Raw genomic sequence first — 22152 nt, forward strand, 5'->3', positions numbered from 1 at the left:
AACACAGGATTTACCAAAGATGGCGATGTACAGAAACCAGAGTCGTTGCAGGAGAATTGTGTCAGAAAACAGGTTGTCACCCCTCGAAAATCTGTCACAATGAAGGTCCCGCCCAGTTTTACCATTTCATTCCATTTTTGCCTGTTCGGGCCGCCCTAATGCTGCTTGTCATCCTGCGTGTCGCTTACCTGCTGGTCTGTGTCGGCGCAGTCTTAGCCTACATCAATCCTGAAGACATCCCCGGTGCTGCGCCTTCGCTTCCTTCCATTGTCAGCGAAAACAAGCTGTGGGCCTTCTTCATTCTGTTGTTCCTGACTCAGGTCGTCACCATCTTCGACATGCTGATCAGGAAGAAACGGATTGAGGTCATTTCGGCAATCTATTTTGGAATCCTCGTCGGCGTGCTGCTGGCATTCCTGATGAACCAGGCCCTGACGCCCATCGTCAAACCGCCATACACCAACATGGCTGTGATGGTCTCGCTGCTGATCTTCCCCTACATCTGCGTGTCACTGCTGCTGCAGACCAAAGATGATTTTCGCTTTGTGATTCCCTACGTCGAATTCGCCCGTGACCTGAAAGGCGGACGGCCGCTTGTCGTGGACAGCAGTTCGTTAATTGATGGTCGCATCGCGGACGTGGTAGAAACCCAAATTCTTGAATCTCAGCTGATCGTGCCCGACTTCGTGCTGGCGGAAGTTCAGGATATCGCGGACAGCAATGACAAGAACCGACGAATTCGTGGACGACGCGGTTTGGAAGTGCTGGCCACGATGCAAAAGAGCCCACACACCGACGTGCGAGTTCACGAAACAAACCGCAACGAATTTCGGTCCATGGCCGTCGACCACAAGATTGTGGAGTTAGCCAAGCAGCTTCGCGGCGGCGTCATCACCAACGACTTCAACCTTAATAAAGTGGCCAGCGTACAGGGGATCTCGGTGATCAACCTGAACGATGTCGCCACCGCCCTGCGGCCTCGATTTATCCCCGGCGAACGCCTGCGGATTAAGATCATCAAAGAAGGTGAAGGTCCGGGACAGGGAGTCGGCTATCTGGACGACGGCACGATGGTGGTTTGCGAAGGAGCAGCCACAAGAATCGGCGCGGAAGTGGACAGCATTGTCAGCAGTGTTCTGCAGAGTAGCGCTGGTCGGATGATCTTTGCGAAACCCGTTCACAGCGCGAGCTGAATTATTCGTCATCGTCTTCGATGATGGGCAGCTCAGAATTTCGTTCGCGTTCCATCGTGATCCTGCGGCCACCGTCTGAGTATTCGACGAAGTCCAGGTAGGCTCGCATCAGCATGAGTCCACGACCGCCCGGTTGGTCGATATGATCTTCGTCGGTCGGGTCGGGCACATCGCCAGGGTCAAAGCCTTCACCTTCGTCCTGGACGACAACGTGCAGCCGTTGGTCTGACACGTTGGCGATAACAGAGACCTGCTTTTCCAGATCGCCGCCGTTTCCGTGTCGGATCGCGTTGGTGATGGCTTCTTCCAGCGATAAACGCATCGCGAAGATATCCTTCATGGAGTAGCTATGATGCTCCATCAAAGAAATGATGCGTTCCTGCACCGCCAGCCCCTGAGAGGTGTCGCTGGGAATCGAAACGCTCAGTTGCGATGCTTCCGCCATGTGGCTTTGAATCTCCGTTGCCGGGACGCATGTTTCCACGCGCTGTGCAAAGACGTGTGTGAAAAGATGGCTATCAGCAAAGTGCCCCGGCCCGCCGATAAAGTCAGAACAACGTGCAGCGGATCATTCGATCCGTGAGCACGACAGTCACATCAAAACTTGGCCAACGCGTCGTCGAGGTCGCCGCAAAGTGTCAGTACTTTGTGCAGCTGAGTGATCTTGAAGACATCCATGATGTCTTTCTGAATGTTGCACAGGACGCACTTGCCGCCAGCGGCAGATACTTTTTTGTGCATCGTGATCAATTTGCCGAGAGCAGCGCTGGAAAGATATTCGACGAGCGAAAAGTCCAGCACGATCTGTTTGCGACCATCCTGATCAACCAGCCCGAACAATTCCTGGCCGATCCTGTCGATGTTCGCTTCATCCAGGATCTTCTTGTCCAGAAATCGCGCGACAGTGACAGCGCCGATTTCTTCAATATCAATTCGCTGGTCAGACATTCAACTCGTCTCAATCAATGACAGGAAACGGACAATGGCGCGACGAACTACCAACACAAAATCTGTCGCCGCGCTGCTTTGACGGCTGAGTACAGCCCATGGCCTACATCCGCGCAATAAGCAAAATCGGCCCGCATAGGCTCCATTAACACGCGTTATCTTTCGCACATTACTTCATCCACCGACACTGTCAAGCCAAGTCGCCGCTTGACGCTGAACGCCGGTCCAGTCTGTTGCGAGGCGGCGTTTCGCCATCGCGTGCCGATAGTTTCTTAACGACTAACCACCAGACTGTTGCGGATCACACGCCCGCTGGTAAGACTGCGGATGCTCTCCTGAGCGTACTGTTTTTCGTGCCACGTATTTACGTGACCATCCAGAATAACTTCGTCATCCGCCAGGCGGACCTGAATAGCCCCACTCGAAATTCGAGCCACAGCCCGTTCCATTAAGTCCAGCACCTGATGCTGCAGATCGATGCGATAGGTTTGGCGCGACGAGCGGCTGGCGAGAGGTTTCTGCATGGGCCCTGCGAATAGTTGGAGGGAAGAAAATCGCTGCGGCAAGTAGGGGTGTCACTGTGTATCGACACACCTTTCAGCCGACCTTTGGGTGAATCGGCAAATTCTGCCGAAGCCAGACCTCAACGATACTTTTGGAATGAATGTGATGCTGGCGACGATTACCGCGATGTTGGAATTGATGACGGAATGACAATCTCACTGCCAGTGTTATTTGAAGATGAGTGTCTGATCGCAGTGGATAAGCCGGCCGGAATGTTCGTCCATCGCAGCGAAGCAGATCGCAATGACACGGATGTTGTCGTTCAACGAGTGCGCGAGCACACCGGCCATTTTGTTTATCCGGCTCACAGACTCGATCGGGCGACCTCGGGGATTGTGCTGCTGGCGAAGTCGCCCGACACGGCCGCTTTGGTCGGAGCGCTGTTTGCCGAACGCCGCGTCAGGAAAGTTTACCGAGCCCTAATTCGCGGCCATTGCGAAACGTCCGGTCGTATCGATACGGCACTGATCGCCGCACGAGGTCGCGACAAACCTCCTGGGCATCCATATCGAGAACCTCAGGACGCGATCACTGAATTTCAACGGTTGCAAACGTTCGAAATCCCGTTCTGTTCCGATCGTTACCCGACCACTCGATGCAGCCTTGTTGACGTTCAACCGTTGACCGGCCGCTATCACCAAATCCGACGTCACTTCAATTACGAATCGCATCCTGTGATCGGGGATACGTCTCACGGCGATAATCGGCAGAACCAGTTCTACCGTTCTCGCTTCGGCTTAAATCGACTCATGCTGGCCGCAGTGCGACTGGAATTCGAACACCCGATGACTCAGCGGTCAGTGGTCGTCGAATGCGAGCCAGCCGCTGAATTTCAGGTATTAATGGAGCAGCTGCAGCCGTTTCAATTACGGTGATTGCTGCTTAGGCAGTGTGAGCGAGCGTCAGTGGTGAGGCCGACGATTCCAGAATCCCGGCAAGCTGGGAGCCAACCTGTTGGGCATGGTCGGGCGTCGGTGACTGCAGCGGAGGAGCAATCTCGGCGCGGCACAGACCGCAATGCGACATCGCCAGCTTTAGTGCAGGAATCAAGTTCATCTGCCCGTCCGGGTCGAAATAAATGCCAGAGAAAACGTCGCTGACAATGGCCTTCACGCGAATCACTTCCGCGTCGTCGCCCGCTTTGGCGGCGTTGAACATGTTGACGTAAACATGAGGCAACAAATTTCCACCGCCACACACGCCGCCGTCCGCTCCGGCTGCCACGGCTTCCGGAATCAATTCTTCCGGCCCCATAAAGACGGCGAAATCTGAGTTGTCCGCAAAGTGATCGCATAGTTGCTGAAAGTAGTTCAGATCTCCGCTGCTGTCTTTAACGCCGATGATGTTCGGGTGCTTAGACAGATCCGCGACGGTTTCCACAGCCAGTGAAATCCTCACACAACCCGGCATGTTGTACAGCACCAGCGGCAAAGGCGAACGGTCGGCCAACTGTCGAAACCAATCGGCCACGGCTTGCTGATTGGTGGGGAAGTAATAGGGAGCGGCCGCGACAATGGCTGCGGCTCCCGCCGATTCAGCGTGATTGGCAAGCTGAATTGATTCCGCCAGTGATGAATCCGTCACGCCAACCAGCACGGGAACTCGCCCATCCGCCGCTTCGCAACTGCGTTCCACCATCTGGTACCGCACTTGATAAGACAGCGACGGCCCTTCGCCGGTCGTACCCAGCACGAACAGGCCGTTTACACCGCCGGAAATCAGGTGTTCCACAATGCGGCCGACAGCGTCCGGGTCAAGCTGATCGTGTTGCAACAGCGGCGTTACAACGGGAGGAACAATTCCAGAAAGTCGAAGCATGGTTGGCGGTTCGCAGAAGGTGGAGAGGAGGCGAGTTGGCCCAAGTCTACACGCCGTCAACGCCTCGGACTACGACTTCTGCAAGAATCAGCCACGTTTTTCGGGGCGAGTCGATCGGTTAGACAGAACGGGAGGAATCGCGGGAGGCGGCTTGCAGAAAAGGAATGTCGGACAGGAAAATCGACATTCGGCGTTAAGCAGACTGCTGTTTTCTGCCGTCGGATTCTCAAAACCTATCGGACCGCCTTCTGGACTCTTCGGTAGCGGACATAGTCCCGCAGGCCGGGTAGCCCGAATTCGGAATTCGGTGGAATTTCTGCGTGGGGCTGGCAGGGGATCGTGCGTGAGCGATCGTATTCCAGGATTGCAGCCGCCTGAGACTTAGCAATCTGCTTCATCCCGCGCCAGTTGAGTGTCATGTAGCTGTCGTCTGCTTCTGGTGTGAGTCGCCCCTGCACGATCACCGCGCCGCTGTCGACGCCTTTGTCGACATGAAAGGTCGACCACCCAATTTTCTGCGGCTGTTGATTAAGTAACGCCCAGAAGGAGGAATGACTTCCTCGGTAGAACGGCGTCAAACCGGGATGCCCACCGATCACCAGACCGCTGGCCGCTAACGCTCGTACCCGTTTGGTCACCCACGACTGAGAATGCACAACCAGGATGTCGGGGCGCAGGTCACGGATGGCGGCCATGGATTCGGCATCGCCGTAGTCTCGGCAACTGACCACAGGCCCGTCCCAGCGCTGCAGCGTCTGATTGATCGCAGCATGGTCGAATAACTCACGATAGATTCTTTGATCCTCATTCCGGTTAATGGCTTGATAGGCCAGCCGAGCTGCCACTTGCGACGCCGTCGAGCCGATCCCCTGCTTCTTCAGCAACCGTTTGAAGGTGGCGAACGGGAGACCACTCGGTTTCGAATTGGCCTCAACAATTCCCACCAGATTCACGCCACTGTTAATCAGTTCGGCGCAAGTCGATCGACAATGCAGCACAGGGTTGATCAGGGCGACAACACGGCTGCCTGATTGCTTTGCCTGCTTGTCGTTGTGAGGTGTCATTGGCGTATGGACGGCGTTGGGAGTGAATTTAACCGGCTTTGTGCAGTTGTCTTCTCTTGTGCATCAATCGCACGTACATCGGGCCCATCAACTGCTTCACGCTGGATTTGGTGAAGCGTAGAAATCGTTCGGGCAGGATTCCGATCGTCGGGTGAAACAGCCACCGTTGCAGAGTTTCTGGTGAGGTGGTTTCGACCATCATTAGACGCCCGTAGCATGTGGCATCACCACACGTCCACGTCTTGGTTTGTTGTTCCGACGTAAAGATTTGTCGATACCCGGCGGCACTCGCCTCTTCCAGAGTTGCCCGGTCACAATCACCGCCTGGAACGCTGGCGTGATCCACGTCGCAATTCAGAAGCTCCTGCAGAACGTCCCGACTGCGTTGCCATTCATCGCGCATTTCCTGCCGCTTGAGTGACCTGAAGACATCCGGATGACTACAGGAATGGCTACCGATTATGTGGCCGCGCTGATGCAGTTCGACAATCTGCTGCTCGGTCATGAAGCCTCTGGTGCCGATCAAGTCTGTCGTCACGAAGAACACGCCTCGCCAGCCACGACCTTCCAGCAATTTGGCAGCTGTCGGAGCCGCCGCGCCGCCATCGTCGAATGTAAATGTAACGGTGGGAGCGACCGGATGGCGGTCATCGTGTTTGCGTCGTTGCGATGGCTGAGTTGACGGCACAACCAGCAGTTCGGTTTCACTCACAGCATCCAGATAGTCAGCGAATTGCCTCACGGAATGCTTATATTTGGCGGCGGTAGGCTGAGTGAACCCGCTGCTGTCGGGACGGTCAGACACGTCATGCAGCAGAAGGCAAATAGACGTGGAATTTGGGTTTGCGTATTGGTTCACAGGGCGGGCCGAAGTTCAAGGTTTGAGGTGGCAGAACGCAAGGCAGGAGGCGGAATGAGCCACTCGAATGTCGCCTCAGAGTGAACTGAATGAAGTTAGCTCAGATCGGTGGCGGCAAACAAGACCAGTCTCGCGGCCACTGCAAATGCGCGGGCAATGAAGGCTGATCGCGATTCAGAAAAACAGAACTTGACCCAAATTCGGAAAATAGCTTACAAGTCCGCAATCTCATCAAAACATCAGGCTATTCAGCCTCTCTCCAACAAACCTCTCTACTTTCTCACCTTCACGCGATTAACTCCGCTGTTTGTCATAACAAACATCTGCGGCGCTACAATCGCTGCTCCGGGAGCCCCAGTTATGCAGGATGCATTCAAGAAAACAAAGACAGGTCGCGGCAACCGATTCACCACGCTGATCAGCGGAACTCTGATCGCCGTGCTGGCCGGAGCCATCGGCATGCAGGTCGCTCGCGTCAAAGACGGTAAAGCGGCGGAACAGGTCGGTCAGCAGGGAATCGGCACCGCTCGAGTTGAAGGTGCTGAAAAGCCAGTAGGGCGCGTAAACGGCCAGGCCATCACCTATGACGAGTTGGCTCAGGAATGTGTCGAACGTCATGGAAAAGAGGTATTGGAAAACGTGATCAACCGAACGCTGATTCAGCAGGCCTGTGCAGAAGGCGGAGTGTCTGTTTCTGCCGCCGAAGTGAATCAGGAAATCGCAAGAATCTCTAAGAAGTTCGGCCTGCCTCAGGACCAGTGGGAAAAAATGTTGCAGGCGGAACGAGGCCTTAGCCCCATTCAATATCGCCGTGACGTGATCTGGCCGATGCTGGCACTGAAGAAGCTGGCTGGCCAGGACATCCAGATCACTCGCGAAAAGCTGGAACAGGCATGGGAAGACACCTATGGGCCTCGCGTGAAGGCACGCATGATGGTGCTGGACAATATTCGTCGAGCCACCGAAGTGTGGGAACGAGTGGACAAGAACCCTGACGAATTCGAAGACCTGGCACGTGACTTCTCTGTTGAAACTCATAGTCGAGCACTGGGCGGCACGATCCCACCGATTCGTCGCTATTCAGGAGCTCACCCGAAAATTCGTGAAGCAGCATTCAAGCTGAAAGAAATGAACGAAATCTCAGGCGTCATTCAGGTCGACGTGAATCAATACGTCATCCTGAAGTACGAAGGCCGCACCGAGCCGATCGAACACGATCCAAAAGACGTTCAGGCTTCGTTGACGACTCAATTGCGTGAACAGGAAGAACAGAAACTGGTCGGCAGTGCGTTTGAGAACCTGAAGAAGAAGGCTCGCATCGACAATCTGCTCACCGGCGAAACTCATCACCCCGTTTCGCAAACGTCCGGCACGGCAGACGCCGGAGCTTTGGTTGAACCAGCCATCGAAATTCGATAAGCGTTGCCAGCCGCTTAAGGCAGCGAGCGATCTGTGAGATCGCGCTTAGTAAAAGGTATGAAGCCCGGCTTTTTGAAAAAGCCGGGCTTCTTTCGTTATAGTCGGCGATGTCACTCAATTCGCACCGCAAATTGGGCAAGTCACAAGGGCGGAACCCGAATCGTCACTTTCATTTTTGTAGACCGGAGAACATTTTCATGCTGACGACAGACGGCTGCCAACAGAGGCGACAGAATCTGTGGGCTCAACTTCCCGCTGGCATCGACTGGGTGCTGATCGGTGACGCTCGACACGTGCAGTACTTTTCCAACTTCCGCATCAACCCCATCAGTTTTTCTGCGGATCAAAAGTGCCTGTTGCTGCTGCAGCGAACCGGCGAGGCGACATTGCTGGCGGACAACTTTGCTCGACGCACGGCAGCTTTCGATCCGATTGTTGATCGCGAGGTCATTGTTCCGTGGTACACCCACAAGAAATCCGTCGCCAACCGCGACCACGCTCTGTTGGCGGCATTAGAAGAATGTCGCGACGCGTGGACGACGGGCACGGGGCTGATTGAAACAGAAAGCGTTTCGGCGGCGGTCGCGGCCGTGACGAAGCCAGACTTTGCTCAGCAGGACGTTTCGCTGAATACGGTGATTCGCCAACTGCGGCGTCAGAAGCTGCCGGATGAAGTGGCCATTCTGCGAAAGTGTATGGCCGCCTGCGACGCCGGGCATGCGGCGGCGTTTGATGCTGCGAAGCCGGGCGTTTCAGAACTGGACGTTTATCTCGCGATTCAGCAGGCGGCTGAGAAAGCGGCGGGCAGTGCCTGCGTGGTTTACGGAGATTTCCGAGCGACCAATGCTGTTCAATTCAAAGCGGGGGGCTTGCCGACGGACTATGTGCTGAAGGATGGCGACCTCTTTATCGCCGACTACAGCGTCGTCATTCACGGCTATCGCAGTGACTTCACGAATACTTTGGCCGTCGGCACACCGTCGGCGGACCAGGTAAATCAATTCGAAGCGTGCCGCGACGCAATCACAGCAGCCGAATCGGTGTTGAAAGCCGATGCGACGGGCAAGGCTGTCTACGAAGCGGCATCGAACGTTTTTCTGGAACGTGGATATCCTGCGCTCGCTCATCACTGCGGTCACGGTCTGGGCATGGAACACCCCGAACCGCCGATTCTGGTTCCGGAAAGCGACGACGTGCTGCTGAAGGGCGACGTCGTCACGCTGGAACCGGGTTTGTATATCGAAGGCGTTGGTGGAATGCGGTATGAGCACAACTATCTGGTGACGGATGAAGGCTTTGAGCGCTTAAGCAACCATCGGCTGGCCCTGCAGCGCTAGCCGTAGTGCTACGTGCGGCGCGCACGGCATCCGACGTAGCGTTTGCAGAGCTTGCGATCACACTGGAATCTGCCATGATTCCTGCGGACTAAGCCTGCTGTTCGGGTACTCGTAAAATTGCCACTGACACCTGCCTCGCCGCTCACCAGCAACTTCACAGGGAATGAAATTGTGGATTTAAAAACATACATTCGGTCGATTCCTGACTTCCCGAAGCCGGGCATTATGTTTCGCGACATCACGCCGATGCTAAAATCCGCCAATGCGATGAAAGAAGTCATGCGGCGAATGGCCGAACCGTATCGCGATGCCGGCATCACATCAGTGCTGGCCGCCGAAGCGCGAGGCTTTGTCTTTGGAGCACCGCTGGCCATGGAACTGGGCGCAGCCTTCGTGCCGGTACGAAAACCAGGAAAGCTGCCTCATAAGACAGAGACGCTGCATTACGATCTCGAGTACGGTTCAGACGCGTTAGAAATTCATGAAGACGCCATTGAAAAAGGTGATCGAGTTCTGCTGGTCGACGATTTGCTGGCGACCGGTGGGACCATCGAAGCCTGTATGAAGCTGGCGAATCGGCAGGGGGCCGATGTTGTCGGAGCGGCGTTTGTGATTGAGCTAGCCTTTTTGAACGGACGCAGCCGCCTTGGCGACTATGACATCTGCAGCCTGATTGAATACCAAACGGAAGACGCCAACGAGTAATCATCGTGCCTGAATTCACGCTGCCACAACTTGTCGACCTGTTCCAGAAAACGATGGCACACGCCTGGATGGTGCGCACTTTTATTAAGCATTGCGATGAAGTCGAAGACTATCCGGAACTGATGGGCATTGTCCGAGCCGTCTTCGACATGAGCCGTGCGATTGAGACGAAAACGGACGATCCGGCCGTGTATTTCAAGTTCGTCCGTAAGAAGCTGGGAAAACTGCGAAAAGCGGCCGAGCAGTTTCAGCAGGATGCATGGAGCGCTTCGACGCACACCAATTTCCAACAGGCGGTCACGTCGATTCTGTACAGTGTTGAGCAAATGGAGCATCTGCTGGCTCAGGCGGACACGCTGCTGGCAGAAGCCTGATGTAGCTCGATTCGCGCTGCGTGGCGTCTTCGTTAGAGTACCAAGCTAACCTGCCGCGCGACCTTCACCACGACTGCCGCTCTCGTGTCCACCGCCACCGTGACATCTCGAATTCCCGAACTGCGCCGAGCGATCCGGCAGGCGAAGGACGTGGCATTCCTTGTGGAACCGCGCGTTGTGCGGCGCGTGATTCGCGAACTCCACGGCTACGCTCGACTATCAACCCGCGTTCCGCACACGGACGTCTTAGTGGTCCGCCACATAGACGTCCGCCAATACGCTCATCCCGACGAACTGGGACTGGACGACTTCAGCCAGCTTCCGGACCTGGCCATTCTGGTCGCTCAGCCCGAAGAGCACGAACTGGAAAACCAGCCGCTGCAGGATCTGATGCAGTTGGAATGGGCGCGGTTGTTTCATGGTTGCATTGACCTGACGCTGACGGAGCAGATTGACAGCGGTTTGCTGACTCGAGCCCGCATTCAGGAATGCATCGACCAGGTTGGCCAGGTCGAATTCGACGAAGCTCACGCCGTCTTACGATCAGAATTGCGACTGATCGATTCGGAATCGTATGTCGAAGCTTACTGCGAATTCGTAGCCGTCTTTCTGACGCTGTCGCGGTTCTCGCCCGACCTGCTGGCCGTTTGGTTTCCGTCATTAACGAACGTCGAACGCGTTCTGGCGGTGTTGTCGCAACGCATGGATGTCGACCGGCTGTTCCGCGAGACTCAACTTTACGGAGCCACTCAGCCGGACCTGACGTCGGGCAACATGATGGACGAAGCTCGCGTGGCCAGCGAGCGGCAAAGCTGGACGGAAGGCATTTCACTGCAACCTTCCGTCGGGCGATACAACCGACTGGTGCGCAAACGCGCGCGATGGGGCGATCGCGGTAACACGGTCGCAGCAGCCGTGTGTGCCATGCGAGCCGTCGAAGCGGCATCCACCGAAGACGAAAAACAAACGGCTCAACAAAACGCCGAAGCAGACATCGCGGCTCTGGCACTTCGGTTGCGGGCCGCGTTGAACTTTCGCGAAACGGATCTGGAGGACTGGCGGCAGTCGATGTGGGAACTGCTGCAAAACTCGACTCACGGCTTCTGGAACTCGGACAAGAAACTGCTGTACGACCTGCAGAAGGTGTGCCTCGACCACGAACGCACCGTCTACAAAGTGGACCTGGTGAAGTGGATTGTATCTCGAGGCAAACGGCCATTGCGCCGGCCTTTGACCAATCTTCGAGAAGTCATGATGGCCAAACACCTGGCCAGTTCTGCAGCGCGGTTGGTTTATGTCCGACTTTCCGGAGCCGAGCGGCTACGGCTTTCCCGTCTGCTACACGCGGCGGCCGAACTGGCTGAAGAACAGATGCGGCAGCGCATGCGTTCTGCTCTGCAGGAAACGATTGTTGAGGTCGGCCTGACGCCCAAAAGCGTGCCTGAGCAGGTGGCCTTCGACAAAGTGGTCGAAGAATCACTCGACTGCATCACACTGCGCGGGTACCTCACAATGGGCTACCTCCGCGACGCCATTAGCCGCAACGACCTGAAACTTCCGGACCTGACGGACCCACGGGACCTGATTCGTGGTGACCACCTTCTGCGCACGGACGACCGGCTGGACGTGAGCCTCGACGGTGTCTACCGCCGAGGGGAATTCTATCTGCGGTGGCTGCAAATCGTCAGCTCGCTCGCCTTCGGAACCCGCGTGGGCCGCTTCGCCACGCTGTTTCTGGCCATCCCGTTTGGAGGCGCGGTGGTTATCGTGGTAGGCGTGCACCATCTGCTGGGACTTGGCCACAGCACTCCGGATGAACATGAGGCCGCAGTCGACGAATCGACGTTACCGGATTCCGACTCCCCGATCGAAACTGAAGACTCGCCGACTGATGTCGCGACAAGCGAGACGCCGCTGGCCGACACCCCAGATGCGCCGACCGAATCTGTTGCAGCAGCCGTGACGGACGATGCATCGCCCGTCACCGATGACGCGACCGACATCGGACAAACTTCTACGGAAAAACCCGTCGTCACGGCGCTACTGACGTCGATCGATGGTGAGGCAACGGAATTGACTTCTGAAGCCGTCAACGAAGAAACGGTTGGTCAGGAAAGCGTCGGCCAGCCGGACGAGCCCCCCAATTTTCTGTACGAATGGGTGGGTGAGCAAACAGTGCCGCTGTCCATCGCGATCGGCTTTCTGCTGATGGCGTTGATTCATCTACCGAAATTTCGGCAGACATGCGGCAACGTTGTGCGCTATGTCTGGAAAATCATCCGCACGGTGATCTGGGACACGCCAATGAAGCTGGCGCGGCTACCGATCATTCGCAAAGTCTGGCGCAGTCGCTGGCTGACTCGGCTACGTCGCTACATCACCACTCCGTTTCTGATTGCGTGGCTAGGCTGCCGAGCGCTGCCGACGGTGCTCGACCTTGTGCCTCAAATTAACTTGAGCCCTCAATCGTGGCAGATGGTCGGTATTGTCGGGCTGTTGTTAAGCTTTGCTATCAATTCGCGGTTGGGCCGCGATGCCGAAGAACTGGCGGGAGAATGGCTGGCCAATGTGTGGCACGATCTGCGCTCACGTTTTCTGGTGGCGTTATTCGAATGGGTGATGGATTTCTTCAAATGGGTTCTGAACGTCGTTGAACGATTCATTTACGCCGTCGATGAATGGTTGCGATTTCATAGTGGCGAAACGTGGGCCAGCCTCGTAGCCAAGGCGTGCCTGGGAGTCGTCTGGTCGTTTGTGGCGTTTCTGATCCGTATCTATGTGAATCTGTTAATCGAACCGACGCTGCACCCTGTGAAGCACTTTCCCGTGGTCACGGTGGCTCACAAGATTTTCCTGCCATTTATTCTTGTCATTCGCGACGCCATGCTGTGGGTGTTAACGCCGTATGTCGGCGTCGCTTTGGCAGAAACGATCACGTGGTTCAACATTCTGTTCCTGCCGGGAATTTTTGGATTTCTGGTCTGGGAGTTGAAAGAAAACTGGCGGCTGTATGCATCCAATCGCGTTCCTTATCTGCAGCCGATCGCGATCGGGTCTCACGGAGAAACGGGTGCTCGACTACTAAAGCCGGGATTTCATTCAGGCACGCTGCCCAAACTGTTCGGCCGACTTCGCCGACTCGAACGCAAGCCGCCGTCGTTTCACCGCTTCAGCGAACGGCGTGCGTTTCGAGAATCGCTGGAACACGTGGAACGCGATTTTCGACGATTCGTGGAACGCGACTTGATTCAGTTTCTGTCCTACTGTGTCGTCTGGAAGGATTCACAGGTCACCTGTCGGCAGGTGCATTCGGCGTCGAATAGCCTGATGGTAGAACTGGACCTCGCCGGCTCACCACATCCGCCCCTGCAGCTGTTATTTCAGGAACAGTCGGGCTGGCTGGTCGCCACGGTCGCAGAACATGGCTGGCTGGATTTCGTGACCCCCGAGCAATTGCACAGCTTCGAAACGGCGCTGCGAGGCTTTTATAAGAAGGCGAGCGTTGATTTGGTCCGCGAGCAACTGGAGCGGCGACTGATCGGGCACCATCCTTACGACGTTTGCGACCAGGGTCTTGCAATCTGGCCCGATCGCCAGTTCGACCGCGAGATCATCTGCAACCTTCACCGACGACATCAGATCCGCCCGTCGCCGCCATCGTTGGCCGCCAGTTATGGGCTGCAGCCCGCGTCACGTGAATCGGTCGTATTCGCCGAATCCGAATTACCGTGGGTTGAATGGAAGCAGCTTTGGGCCACGCCGGAAAATTCCGAGTCTGCTCACCAACTGCCGCTGGCCTGCATGCAATCGGCTCGAACAGCATTGATCCGCACGGCGAGAACTTAGAACGCCTGTCCGCATACCAGCGCCATCCGCAGTGCTTGCGGGCAGGTTTTAAGCCGTGCTGGTCACTCGATCCGCAACATGCGAAATCGCTTCTCTCATCAGAGTGTGGTCGATCGAATGCACGTTGATGGGTGAGCCGATCTGTTTCAGCATCGTAATTGTCAGTCGGCCGCCCAGATGCTGGCGAAATTCTTCCAGACCGCCAAACAGCGTCTCCGTATCGTGCAGTGCCGGGTGATCCATCAACAGGCCGAGTCGATCGAGGCAATCGAGCACTCGTTCGGCATCGTCGGCCGGTAGACCGTGAGCCAGGCTGGAATAAACGGTATCGACAGCCACACCGATCGCGACGGCTTCTCCATGACGCAACCCAAAGTCGGTCATGGTTTCCAGCTTGTGAGCGGACCAGTGCCCGTAGTCCAGTGGTCGAGCTTCCAGCATTTCGAACGGGTCGCCACCTTCGGTAATGTGTTTCAGGTGCCATTTGGCCGATTCCGCGATCACGCTCCACGCTGGTTCGTTGCGATCGCAGATATCAGCGGCACTCTCGTGAATGCGGCGAAAGAAGTCGGCGTCCTTCAAAAGCGACACCTTCACGGCTTCTGAGAAGCCGCAGCGGAAATCGCGGTCACTCAATGTTTCTGTCAGTTTCCGGTCGTTGATCACGCCCCATGGCACGGCAAACGTACCGACCCAGTTCTTCTTCTGGAAAAGGTTGATACTGTTTTTCACACCGATGCCGGAATCGCCCTGAGCCAGCGTGGTGGTGGGAATACGAATCAGCCGGATGCCTCGGTGAGCGATTGCGGCCGCAAACCCGACGGCGTCCAGCACGGCGCCGCCACCGATTGCCACGACATAACTGCGGCGATCCAGATCTGCGTGATTGAAGCACTTCAACATGCGTTCGACGATGTGGATGTCGTTTTTAACATCTTCCCCACCCGGCAGAATCTGAATATTTCCCGTAACCCGAACCTTTTCACTGTGCTGCTGGCAAAACGAACGGATGCGATGCTTCAGTTCCGGATTCGCATTCGCGACGTGTTCGTCCATCCAGAACTGCACTCGCGGGACCCGCCCTTCAGACGTTTCCAGAAGTTCAAGCAGCGTTTCCGAATCTGCGGCGAACAGATCGCGGGTAAATCGCAGGCGATGCTGGAACTTCACCACAAAAGGTACAGTTACGTTGTTGTCGCTGGCGGCGGGCTGGTGCCGGCTGAGATCTTGAGCTGTCATCAGGAATTTGCGTATTTCTGAGGCCAAGGGCTGAAAGTTCGGGCGAGAACCGCCTCGAACCAGAACCGGGTGGGGAGGATACCCCAGCATAAGCAGAAAGTTTGCTGGAAACCATCGTACGACGGGCAAAGCCAGCAGGTTCGACAGCTTCGAACCCGGTTCGAAGAGTCCGAAACCGGGAAGGTCGCCGGTCCGGTAAGGTGTATCGACGGTGCAATCGGAACAACCGGTACACGCATACTTCGTTCGACCGCTAGCCAAACTTTGTGCGTGATTGGATACACGAGAACAGGCCATCGGTTCGAAAAGAACTCGCAGTGTTACCCAAGTTTCTGGATTGAGGACACAACCTGCCAACGCAAAGTTTTGCTCAGCAGGAATCCTCAACCTCCCCCCTTCAGCTCAATTTCAGGAGAAGTGAACAATGAGAGGGATTACTCTTTCGGCGGCTCTGGTCATTATGACTGTTGCAAGCACCGCCAACGCCGGACTGTTCGGCATGTTTAACAATGGTGGCGGCGGCTGTGGCGGCTGCGGCGAAGCTGCATCCTGCTGTGCTCCAGCCGGTTGCGGAAATGCATGCGGCGGAAACGCTTGCTGCGAACCAACCTGCTGTGCTCCAGCACCTTGCTGCGAGTCTAGCTGCTGTGCTCCTGCCGGATGCGGAAACGCATGTGGCAATGGCTGCTGCGAAGCTACCTGCTGTGCTCCAGCTGGTTGCGGAAATGGTTGCTGTGACTCTGGCTGTGGAAACGGCTGCGGAAATGGTTGCGGCGAGAGCTGTGGCTGTGGTGGATGTGGCAAGCGATGCTTCAAGATGCCAAAATTGCGTCTGCCGAAGTTCAAAATGCCTAAGCTGAAGTTGCGTAAGTGCAAGCGAAGCCGATGCTGCCAGCAGTCTAGCTGCTGTGCTCCAGCTGGTTGTGGCCTTGGTCACCAGGCAAGCTGCTGTGCACCATCTGGTTGCGGCAACGCTTGTGGCAACGGCTGCTGCGAAGCAACCTGCTGTGCTCCAGCTGGCTGTGGCAACAACGCTTGTGCTCCATCTTGCTGTGCTCCCGTCTGTGGCGGTTGCAACTAAGTAACGAAGAGTCGTAAGGCAACGCAGTTGAGACAATGTTGAGCTGATGGCGAGAACAGGTGGGAAGTCGTGAGTCCACCTGTTCCGCGGCTCGCAGAAAATTCTGGTTCGTGCGGATCAGGAAAGACTGAAAGAGCGGTCAACAATGTTTAACTTGTTTCTCAGCTAACGCCCCATATTTCCGCCCTGGCGACAAAGGCATGTGAGGTCTGCTCACAACGGAACTCGCGATCAAAGGTCTAACGACCTCGCGGTTCTACCACTAAACGATGCCAGAGTGGAAATGATTGGTTACTAAAAAGAACGGTGGCAATGTCCGGTTCCTGGCCGGCTTGCCACCGTTTTTTATGCGCGCTCAGTAGATCACCGCCGACCCATGTTTGACAGAGGGAATTTCCCACGGAAGAATTGATCAGCTGCAGTTTCGCTACCAGATAAGAAGTCACAGAATTTGCCATGCCCGTTCATTTCGCCAGTTTGCCCCGACGAACATTCCTGCAAACGTCGTTGGGTGTTGGCGCCAGCCTGCTGACATTTGGCAACGCGTCTGGCGACGAATCGCAGGACCAGCCCGAACACGTCGCGCTGCTGTCAGACCCGCACATTGACGCCGATGCAACAAAAGTCGTCCGCGGCTCAGTGATGTCCGCCAACCTGCTGAATGTCATCGCCGACATTCTGGCTCAGCCGAAAAAGCCTGTGCAGGCTTTCATTGACGGCGACTGCGCCTTCAATGTCGGTTTGCCCGCAGACTATCAAACATTGGCCGCTTTACTGGCCCCCCTGCCGGCCGCTCGCATCCCGCTGCATATGGCCATGGGGAATCACGATAACCGAGTCGTTTTTCGCAAACAGTTTGCAGACAACGAAAACGAATCGACAGCCGTGGACGGCAAGCACGTGTCGTTGATCGAAACCAAACATGCCAATTGGTTTCTAACCGACACGCTGCAGAAAGTTAACAACGTGACAGGGGAACTGGGCGCAGAACAGCTTTCGTGGTTGACGGCAGCTTTAAAAAGTCGCAGTGACAAGCCGGCGATCGTCGTCGGGCACCACAACCCGCAGTTTGATGTGCCTGATGGTGGTCGAGTCACCGGGCTGCAGGATTCCAACGAACTGTTTGACCTTCTGGAATCTCAACCCCACGTCAAAGCATACGTCTTCGGCCATACGCATAGCTGGAGCGTCAAGCAGCGCGACAGTGGCCTGCACCTGATCAATCTTCCGCCGATTGGCTATACCTTCAACGAAAAAAGCCCTCTCGGCTGGGTCGACGTGGCACTGAACGCGACCGGCATGCAACTCAGCCTGCGCAGCATCGACAGCGATCACCCGCAGCACATGGAAACGCATAAGCTCACCTGGTAGCCGCTAAGCCCGGTCACAAATCCGCTGGCACGGCGACCTCAGTCGGTGTTCAATGCCTGAATTCTTGCAGCGACACCTTCCTTGTCTGATCGTGACGCCGTCATTTCGAACTGCTTGCGTCAGTTCCATCACGCGAGTACTTTAAAAATGCTAAGTCTCTGACAGCGTCAGCAGAAGTCGACGTCTGGCGGCACCTGAAATCCGAGACTCATTCACAACGGAATTTTGGCAAGAATTCTGGTAGGGTGCGGAACATGAATCAGCCGGGCAGATATTCCGGTGGCTTCAGTTCACAGGAATGACGAGTTCACGATCGCACCATGCAAAACGCAGCCGACACCGCAGAACGCACGTCCCTCGTGGATGCCAGTAATCAACTCACGCAGTTGCTGCTGGATCTGCGCACAGATGGCGGATGGTGGGAAGGCGAACTTTCGACGTCGGCGCTGTCCACAGCAACGGCCGTCATGGCGCTGTCGCTGGCTGCAAAAGCGGCGGACGGCGACGAAGACGACCGCCAGAAGTACCAGCAACTGATCGACGGCGGCCTACAGTGGCTGGCCGACAACCAAAACGACGACGGCGGGTGGGGCGACACCGTCTTAAGTGTCAGCAATATTTCGACCACGATGCTGGCCGACGCGGTCTTTCATGCGGCCGACCGTCAAGAGTTTGCCAGCCTTCAGGCGGCATCGAGGAAATACATCGACGATGCGGGCGGTGTCGACGCGGTGCTGAAACGCTATGGGAAAGACCACACGTTTTCCGTTCCGATTCTGACTCACTGCGCCCTTGCCGGAACTGTTGACTGGAAGCACGTGATTCCGCTTCCGTTCGAATTATCGTGCGTGCCAGCAAAGTTCTACGCGGCCGTGCGGATGCCCGTCGTGAGCTACGCATTGCCCGCCTTGATTGCGATCGGGCAGGTGATCTTCAGGCATCGCGGTCACTGGAATCCGATCGTACGCTGGATTCGTCGGCGAGCCACTCAGCCTTCGCTGAAAGTTCTGGAATCCATCCAGCCGCCGAACGGTGGATTTCTGGAAGCGACGCCGCTGACCAGTTTTGTTTGCATGAGTCTGCTTGGATGCGGCTACCATGACCACATCGTCACAAAACGGTGCCTCGAATTCATTGTTGCTTCCGTACGAGATGACGGCAGCTGGCCGATTGATACAAACTTAACCACATGGGTCACGACACTAAGCGTGAATGCTTTCGCTGGCGATCCGCATGCCGACGAAACAGCTGCGGACACGTGGCCGCTGGATGCTGACGCCCGCGATTCGGTGCGTGAGTGGTTGCTGAAGCAGCAATACAAAAAGACTCACCCCTATACCAATTCTCCACCCGGCGGTTGGTCGTGGACGGACCTTCCGGGCGGCGTTCCCGATGCTGACGACACTCCAGGAGCGATGCTTGCAGTGTTGAATCTGCGCGCAGTTGGGGAAGATTTTTCGCCCGAAGAAGTCGCTGCGCTGCAGAACGCGGCAACCTGGCTGTTGGGCCTGCAAAACCGAGACGGCGGCTGGCCCACATTCTGTCGAGGGTGGGGAACATTGCCATTTGACCGCAGCAGCAACGACCTGACGGCACACGTCCTGCGAGCCTTAGTGCAATGGCAGGCGAAGGTGTCCAACATTCCCAGCCGAACGGCGGCCGAAACCGAGACGGCCATTCAAAAAGGGGTTGAGTACCTCAAAAAGACGCAGGCCAACGACGGCACGTGGCTGCCGCTATGGTTTGGCAACCAGCACAATACAAATGACGAAAACCCTCTGTATGGAACAGCAAAGGTAACCCTGGCGTTGAAGGAAATCGGCCTTCAAAATCACGATTACACTCAAAAAGCGATTGCCTGGCTCCTCGACAACCAAAATGATGACGGCAGCTGGTCAGCTCGCAAAGAATTGCCGGGTTCGACGGAAGAGACGGCTCTCGCCATTGAGGCACTGGTCGGTTCGGCGACCGCGGAAAAGGCCGTTCTGGCGGGGGCAAACTGGCTGGCTGGCCGTGTTGAAGACGGAACCATCGCCGATCCGTCGCCAATCGGTTTCTATTTCGCCAAACTCTGGTATTTTGAGCAGCTGTATCCGGTCATATTTGCGACGGCGGCATTACGCCGGTGCGCGGAGGCTGGGTATTTCGCGAACGGCAAGGCGTTAGCGGTCGGTGACGTGCTGGAAGGCGCCTGATTCGACTGCCAGCGCCTTGCCGCTCGCAGAACAGTAGAAATTGGCAGCAGACGTGAAAACACAGACCGGGAACGAGTCGATCACTTTCTGACGCAAATTCGACTTCGTGCGGCACTTCGATGCCGCCGCGAGGTTATGCTGTAACGCCCGCCCGATCTCATTTTCAAATCATCCTTCCACCGAACGACGAATGCCATGCAGGAGTCTCGCGTGTCAACTATATCGGTTTCCGAATCCGTCCCGCCGCGCAGCGAATCTCACGCCTCACGACAGGTCGATTTAGACGACGACCCGAAGCCCGTGCGCAAGAAGGGAAAACGCCGCAGCACCAGCCACTTAAAGGCCGTGCCGGAATCGCTGCAACAGCGCGAAGAATTGAAACTGGCCGCGGAAGAATACGCGAAGAATCTCGACCGATCGCGCGCCTTCAACAAAAACGAACTCGAAAGACACAGCCGCGAGCTTCTGGATCAGCTTGGCCTCCCTGAGAAGTTTCTTGGCTTCATCATGGTGATGATCGGCAACTTCTTTTGGAAGCAGCAATTCCTGGCGATCCCGTTCGAGCGCCGCATGCTGCTGCTGCCTCACTGCTTGAAGCATGCCGAAGGTTGCCCTGCGGAATACTCCGAATTCGGTCTCGACTGCGAACGCTGCGGCGCGTGCTCGATTGCCGACTACAAAGTGAAAGCGGAACAGCTTGGCTATAAGGTGTTGGTGGCTGAAGGTTCGCCGGTTGTTCTCAAGATCATCGTATCGGGCTATATCGACGGCATTCTGGGCGTCGCCTGCCTGAATGTGTTGGAAAAAGCGATCGACAAAATCCTGATCGCGGGCGTGCCGTCTTACGCGGTGCCGCTGCATTCAGGCGACTGCATGAACACCACGCTGGACGAAGCATGGGTGTGGGACGTTCTCGACAAATACGAACCTTTGCCCGAAAAGCCGACGGCCAGTTACGTGCCGCTGATGCGAGCATCCTCAAAGATGTTCGAAGTCGACTTTGATCGATTGCTGCCGCGAGTTCGCACGAAGAACGGCGATTCCGCAAACAGCAGCCCGGTCGCGTTCACAGAATCGATTTCGTACGACTGGTTGCAAAACGGTGGCAAGCGTTTCCGTCCGTTCATCACGCTGGCGTCATGGTATGCAGCGTCCGGAGACGCAATTCTGACGGCAGGTGATGCAACGCCTGAGATTCCTGACGACGTGGCTCGCGTGGCGATGGCCATCGAAGCGTTCCACAAAGCGTCACTGGTGCACGACGACATTCAGGACAACGACGAATTTCGATACGGTCGCGAAACACTGCACCGCGAGCACGGAACCGGGCAGGCGATCAATATTGGTGACCACCTGATTGGGCTCGGCTACCGATTAATCCATTCTGCTCGAGGAATCGACGCTGACATCGCGATGGACGTGGCCGACCGCATGTCGACGGCTCATATCCGTCTGTGCGACGGTCAGGGCGCGGAGATGTCGTTTCAGCAGTCGCCCAACTGGGATATCACCCCGCTGGATGCGCTGCAAATTTACTCATTGAAAACCTCCCCCGCATTCGATGCCGCTTTGTACGCGGGGTTACGAATGGCGAAGCACCCGCTGGCATCCGGCGACGAAGTGGCCAACTTCTGCCGCCATGTGGGCGTCGGCTTTCAGATCCTGAACGACTTGAAGGACTGGCAGGGCGACAAAGATAACAAACTCCGCAGCGGTCAGGATGCGTTGGCTTTGCGCCCGACGTTACTACTGGCATTAGCATTGAAAGATGCGGACGAACAGCAACGCCAGACCTTGCAGGATGTGCTTTCGGGCAAGTTCGACGATGTGCCGGAAGAGGCAAGAATCGACAAGCTGCGAGCTATCTTCAACAGCTGCGGAGTCTTCGATAAAGCGGAAACGCTGGTCGAACGATCTCAGGAACGAGCCGAAGCGATTGTTGAAGACATCGAAGACGAGAAGGTGCAGGCACTGCTCCGGTTCTTTCTCGAAACGGTGCTCGCCCGCGACGACGGCCCCACGCCCGCTGAACACCTCGACCCGGATTCCGGTGATCCACCGCCATCGCCTGCCGCGCAGCCTGTGTTTGTGCCGCTGACAATCGGCAGCTTGTAGACGAAACGCGTCCCGTCCCCGAAA

Annotated in this window: 17 protein-coding genes; 10 read left to right on the plus strand and 7 right to left on the minus strand. The window is 56.2% G+C overall.

Translation table 11 applies throughout. The features are described from left to right. Positions 1-158: 158 nt before the first annotated feature. Positions 159-1193, plus strand: a complete 1035-nt coding sequence (locus Fuma_RS15645) for a PIN/TRAM domain-containing protein (RefSeq protein ID WP_077024949.1) — start codon at positions 159-161, stop codon at positions 1191-1193. 1 nt (position 1194) lies between these two features. Here the strand turns inward: Fuma_RS15645 and Fuma_RS15650 are convergent, their stop codons facing one another. The 3 genes from Fuma_RS15650 to Fuma_RS15660 form a co-directional block, all read right to left on the minus strand. Further along, positions 1195-1638, minus strand: coding sequence for an ATP-binding protein (locus Fuma_RS15650; RefSeq protein ID WP_077024950.1), 444 nt, complete (start codon positions 1636-1638; stop codon positions 1195-1197). Between the two features lie 152 nt (positions 1639-1790). Then, positions 1791-2141 carry an STAS domain-containing protein gene (locus Fuma_RS15655; protein ID WP_077024951.1) on the minus strand — a complete coding sequence of 117 codons (351 nt, stop codon included), beginning with the start codon at positions 2139-2141 and terminating at the stop codon, positions 1791-1793. A 272-nt stretch (positions 2142-2413) separates the two neighbouring features. Beyond that, positions 2414-2665, minus strand: coding sequence for a BON domain-containing protein (locus tag Fuma_RS15660; protein ID WP_077024952.1), 252 nt, complete (start codon positions 2663-2665; stop codon positions 2414-2416). A 186-nt stretch (positions 2666-2851) separates the two neighbouring features. On the opposite strand from Fuma_RS15660, the gene Fuma_RS15665 reads away from it, so the two are divergent. Then, complete coding sequence (locus tag Fuma_RS15665) at positions 2852-3580, plus strand: pseudouridine synthase (RefSeq protein ID WP_077028326.1); 729 nt, start codon at positions 2852-2854, stop codon at positions 3578-3580. Between the two features lie 7 nt (positions 3581-3587). Here the strand turns inward: Fuma_RS15665 and Fuma_RS15670 are convergent, their stop codons facing one another. From Fuma_RS15670 to Fuma_RS15680, 3 genes are all read right to left on the minus strand, one after another. Then, positions 3588-4523 (minus strand): dihydrodipicolinate synthase family protein, encoded by a 936-nt coding sequence (locus tag Fuma_RS15670; RefSeq protein WP_077024953.1) that lies wholly within the window; start codon positions 4521-4523, stop codon positions 3588-3590. A 233-nt stretch (positions 4524-4756) separates the two neighbouring features. After that, the gene (locus tag Fuma_RS15675; protein ID WP_077024954.1) at positions 4757-5587 is read right to left on the minus strand and encodes a formyltransferase family protein; all 831 of its coding nucleotides are present in this window, start codon (positions 5585-5587) and stop codon (positions 4757-4759) included. Between the two features lie 28 nt (positions 5588-5615). Then, entirely contained in the window at positions 5616-6446 is an 831-nt protein-coding gene (locus Fuma_RS15680) for a polysaccharide deacetylase family protein (protein WP_083732083.1), read from the minus strand. Between the two features lie 360 nt (positions 6447-6806). On the opposite strand from Fuma_RS15680, the gene Fuma_RS15685 reads away from it, so the two are divergent. From Fuma_RS15685 to Fuma_RS15705, 5 genes are all read left to right on the plus strand, one after another. After that, positions 6807-7865 (plus strand): peptidylprolyl isomerase, encoded by a 1059-nt coding sequence (locus Fuma_RS15685; RefSeq protein ID WP_158521025.1) that lies wholly within the window; start codon positions 6807-6809, stop codon positions 7863-7865. 197 nt (positions 7866-8062) lie between these two features. Further along, a complete protein-coding gene (locus Fuma_RS15690; protein WP_077024957.1) occupies positions 8063-9202 on the plus strand; it encodes a M24 family metallopeptidase in 1140 nt (379 codons plus the stop codon). Positions 9203-9373: 171 nt separating this feature from the next. Beyond that, positions 9374-9907: an adenine phosphoribosyltransferase gene (locus Fuma_RS15695; RefSeq protein ID WP_077024958.1), complete on the plus strand. Its 534-nt coding sequence runs from the start codon at positions 9374-9376 to the stop codon at positions 9905-9907. A 5-nt stretch (positions 9908-9912) separates the two neighbouring features. Continuing rightward, the gene (locus Fuma_RS15700) at positions 9913-10281 is read left to right on the plus strand and encodes an amidohydrolase (RefSeq protein ID WP_179954438.1); all 369 of its coding nucleotides are present in this window, start codon (positions 9913-9915) and stop codon (positions 10279-10281) included. 84 nt (positions 10282-10365) lie between these two features. Further along, a complete protein-coding gene (locus Fuma_RS15705) occupies positions 10366-14127 on the plus strand; it encodes a hypothetical protein (protein ID WP_077024959.1) in 3762 nt (1253 codons plus the stop codon). A 48-nt stretch (positions 14128-14175) separates the two neighbouring features. On the opposite strand, the gene Fuma_RS15710 is transcribed toward Fuma_RS15705, so the two are convergent. After that, positions 14176-15366 carry a 3-dehydroquinate synthase gene (locus Fuma_RS15710; protein ID WP_077028328.1) on the minus strand — a complete coding sequence of 397 codons (1191 nt, stop codon included), beginning with the start codon at positions 15364-15366 and terminating at the stop codon, positions 14176-14178. Positions 15367-16903: 1537 nt separating this feature from the next. On the opposite strand from Fuma_RS15710, the gene Fuma_RS15725 reads away from it, so the two are divergent. From Fuma_RS15725 to Fuma_RS15735, 3 genes are all read left to right on the plus strand, one after another. Continuing rightward, positions 16904-17818, plus strand: a complete 915-nt coding sequence (locus tag Fuma_RS15725) for a metallophosphoesterase family protein (protein ID WP_077024962.1) — start codon at positions 16904-16906, stop codon at positions 17816-17818. Positions 17819-18138: 320 nt separating this feature from the next. Continuing rightward, positions 18139-20013 (plus strand): pectate lyase, encoded by a 1875-nt coding sequence (locus Fuma_RS15730; RefSeq protein WP_077024963.1) that lies wholly within the window; start codon positions 18139-18141, stop codon positions 20011-20013. Positions 20014-20223: 210 nt separating this feature from the next. Beyond that, entirely contained in the window at positions 20224-22128 is a 1905-nt protein-coding gene (locus tag Fuma_RS15735; RefSeq protein ID WP_229360932.1) for a polyprenyl synthetase family protein, read from the plus strand. Positions 22129-22152: the final 24 nt, after the last annotated feature.

This window comes from Fuerstiella marisgermanici (assembly GCF_001983935.1).
GTDB lineage: Bacteria > Planctomycetota > Planctomycetia > Planctomycetales > Planctomycetaceae > Fuerstiella > Fuerstiella marisgermanici.

What these genes read in the sequence shown, in the direction of transcription:
- Fuma_RS15660 (WP_077024952.1), bottom strand. Translation starts at nt 2,665, where the DNA reads ATGCAGAAACCTCTCGCCAGCCGCTCGTCGCGCCAAACCTATCGCATC.
- Fuma_RS15650 (WP_077024950.1), bottom strand. Translation starts at nt 1,638, where the DNA reads ATGGCGGAAGCATCGCAACTGAGCGTTTCGATTCCCAGCGACACCTCT.
- Fuma_RS15685 (WP_158521025.1), top strand. Translation starts at nt 6,807, where the DNA reads ATGCAGGATGCATTCAAGAAAACAAAGACAGGTCGCGGCAACCGATTC.
- Fuma_RS15665 (WP_077028326.1), top strand. Translation starts at nt 2,852, where the DNA reads ATGACAATCTCACTGCCAGTGTTATTTGAAGATGAGTGTCTGATCGCA.
- Fuma_RS15730 (WP_077024963.1), top strand. Translation starts at nt 18,139, where the DNA reads ATGCAAAACGCAGCCGACACCGCAGAACGCACGTCCCTCGTGGATGCC.
- Fuma_RS15655 (WP_077024951.1), bottom strand. Translation starts at nt 2,141, where the DNA reads ATGTCTGACCAGCGAATTGATATTGAAGAAATCGGCGCTGTCACTGTC.
- Fuma_RS15645 (WP_077024949.1), top strand. Translation starts at nt 159, where the DNA reads ATGCTGCTTGTCATCCTGCGTGTCGCTTACCTGCTGGTCTGTGTCGGC.
- Fuma_RS15675 (WP_077024954.1), bottom strand. Translation starts at nt 5,587, where the DNA reads ATGACACCTCACAACGACAAGCAGGCAAAGCAATCAGGCAGCCGTGTT.
- Fuma_RS15670 (WP_077024953.1), bottom strand. Translation starts at nt 4,523, where the DNA reads ATGCTTCGACTTTCTGGAATTGTTCCTCCCGTTGTAACGCCGCTGTTG.
- Fuma_RS15690 (WP_077024957.1), top strand. Translation starts at nt 8,063, where the DNA reads ATGCTGACGACAGACGGCTGCCAACAGAGGCGACAGAATCTGTGGGCT.
- Fuma_RS15725 (WP_077024962.1), top strand. Translation starts at nt 16,904, where the DNA reads ATGCCCGTTCATTTCGCCAGTTTGCCCCGACGAACATTCCTGCAAACG.
- Fuma_RS15710 (WP_077028328.1), bottom strand. Translation starts at nt 15,366, where the DNA reads ATGACAGCTCAAGATCTCAGCCGGCACCAGCCCGCCGCCAGCGACAAC.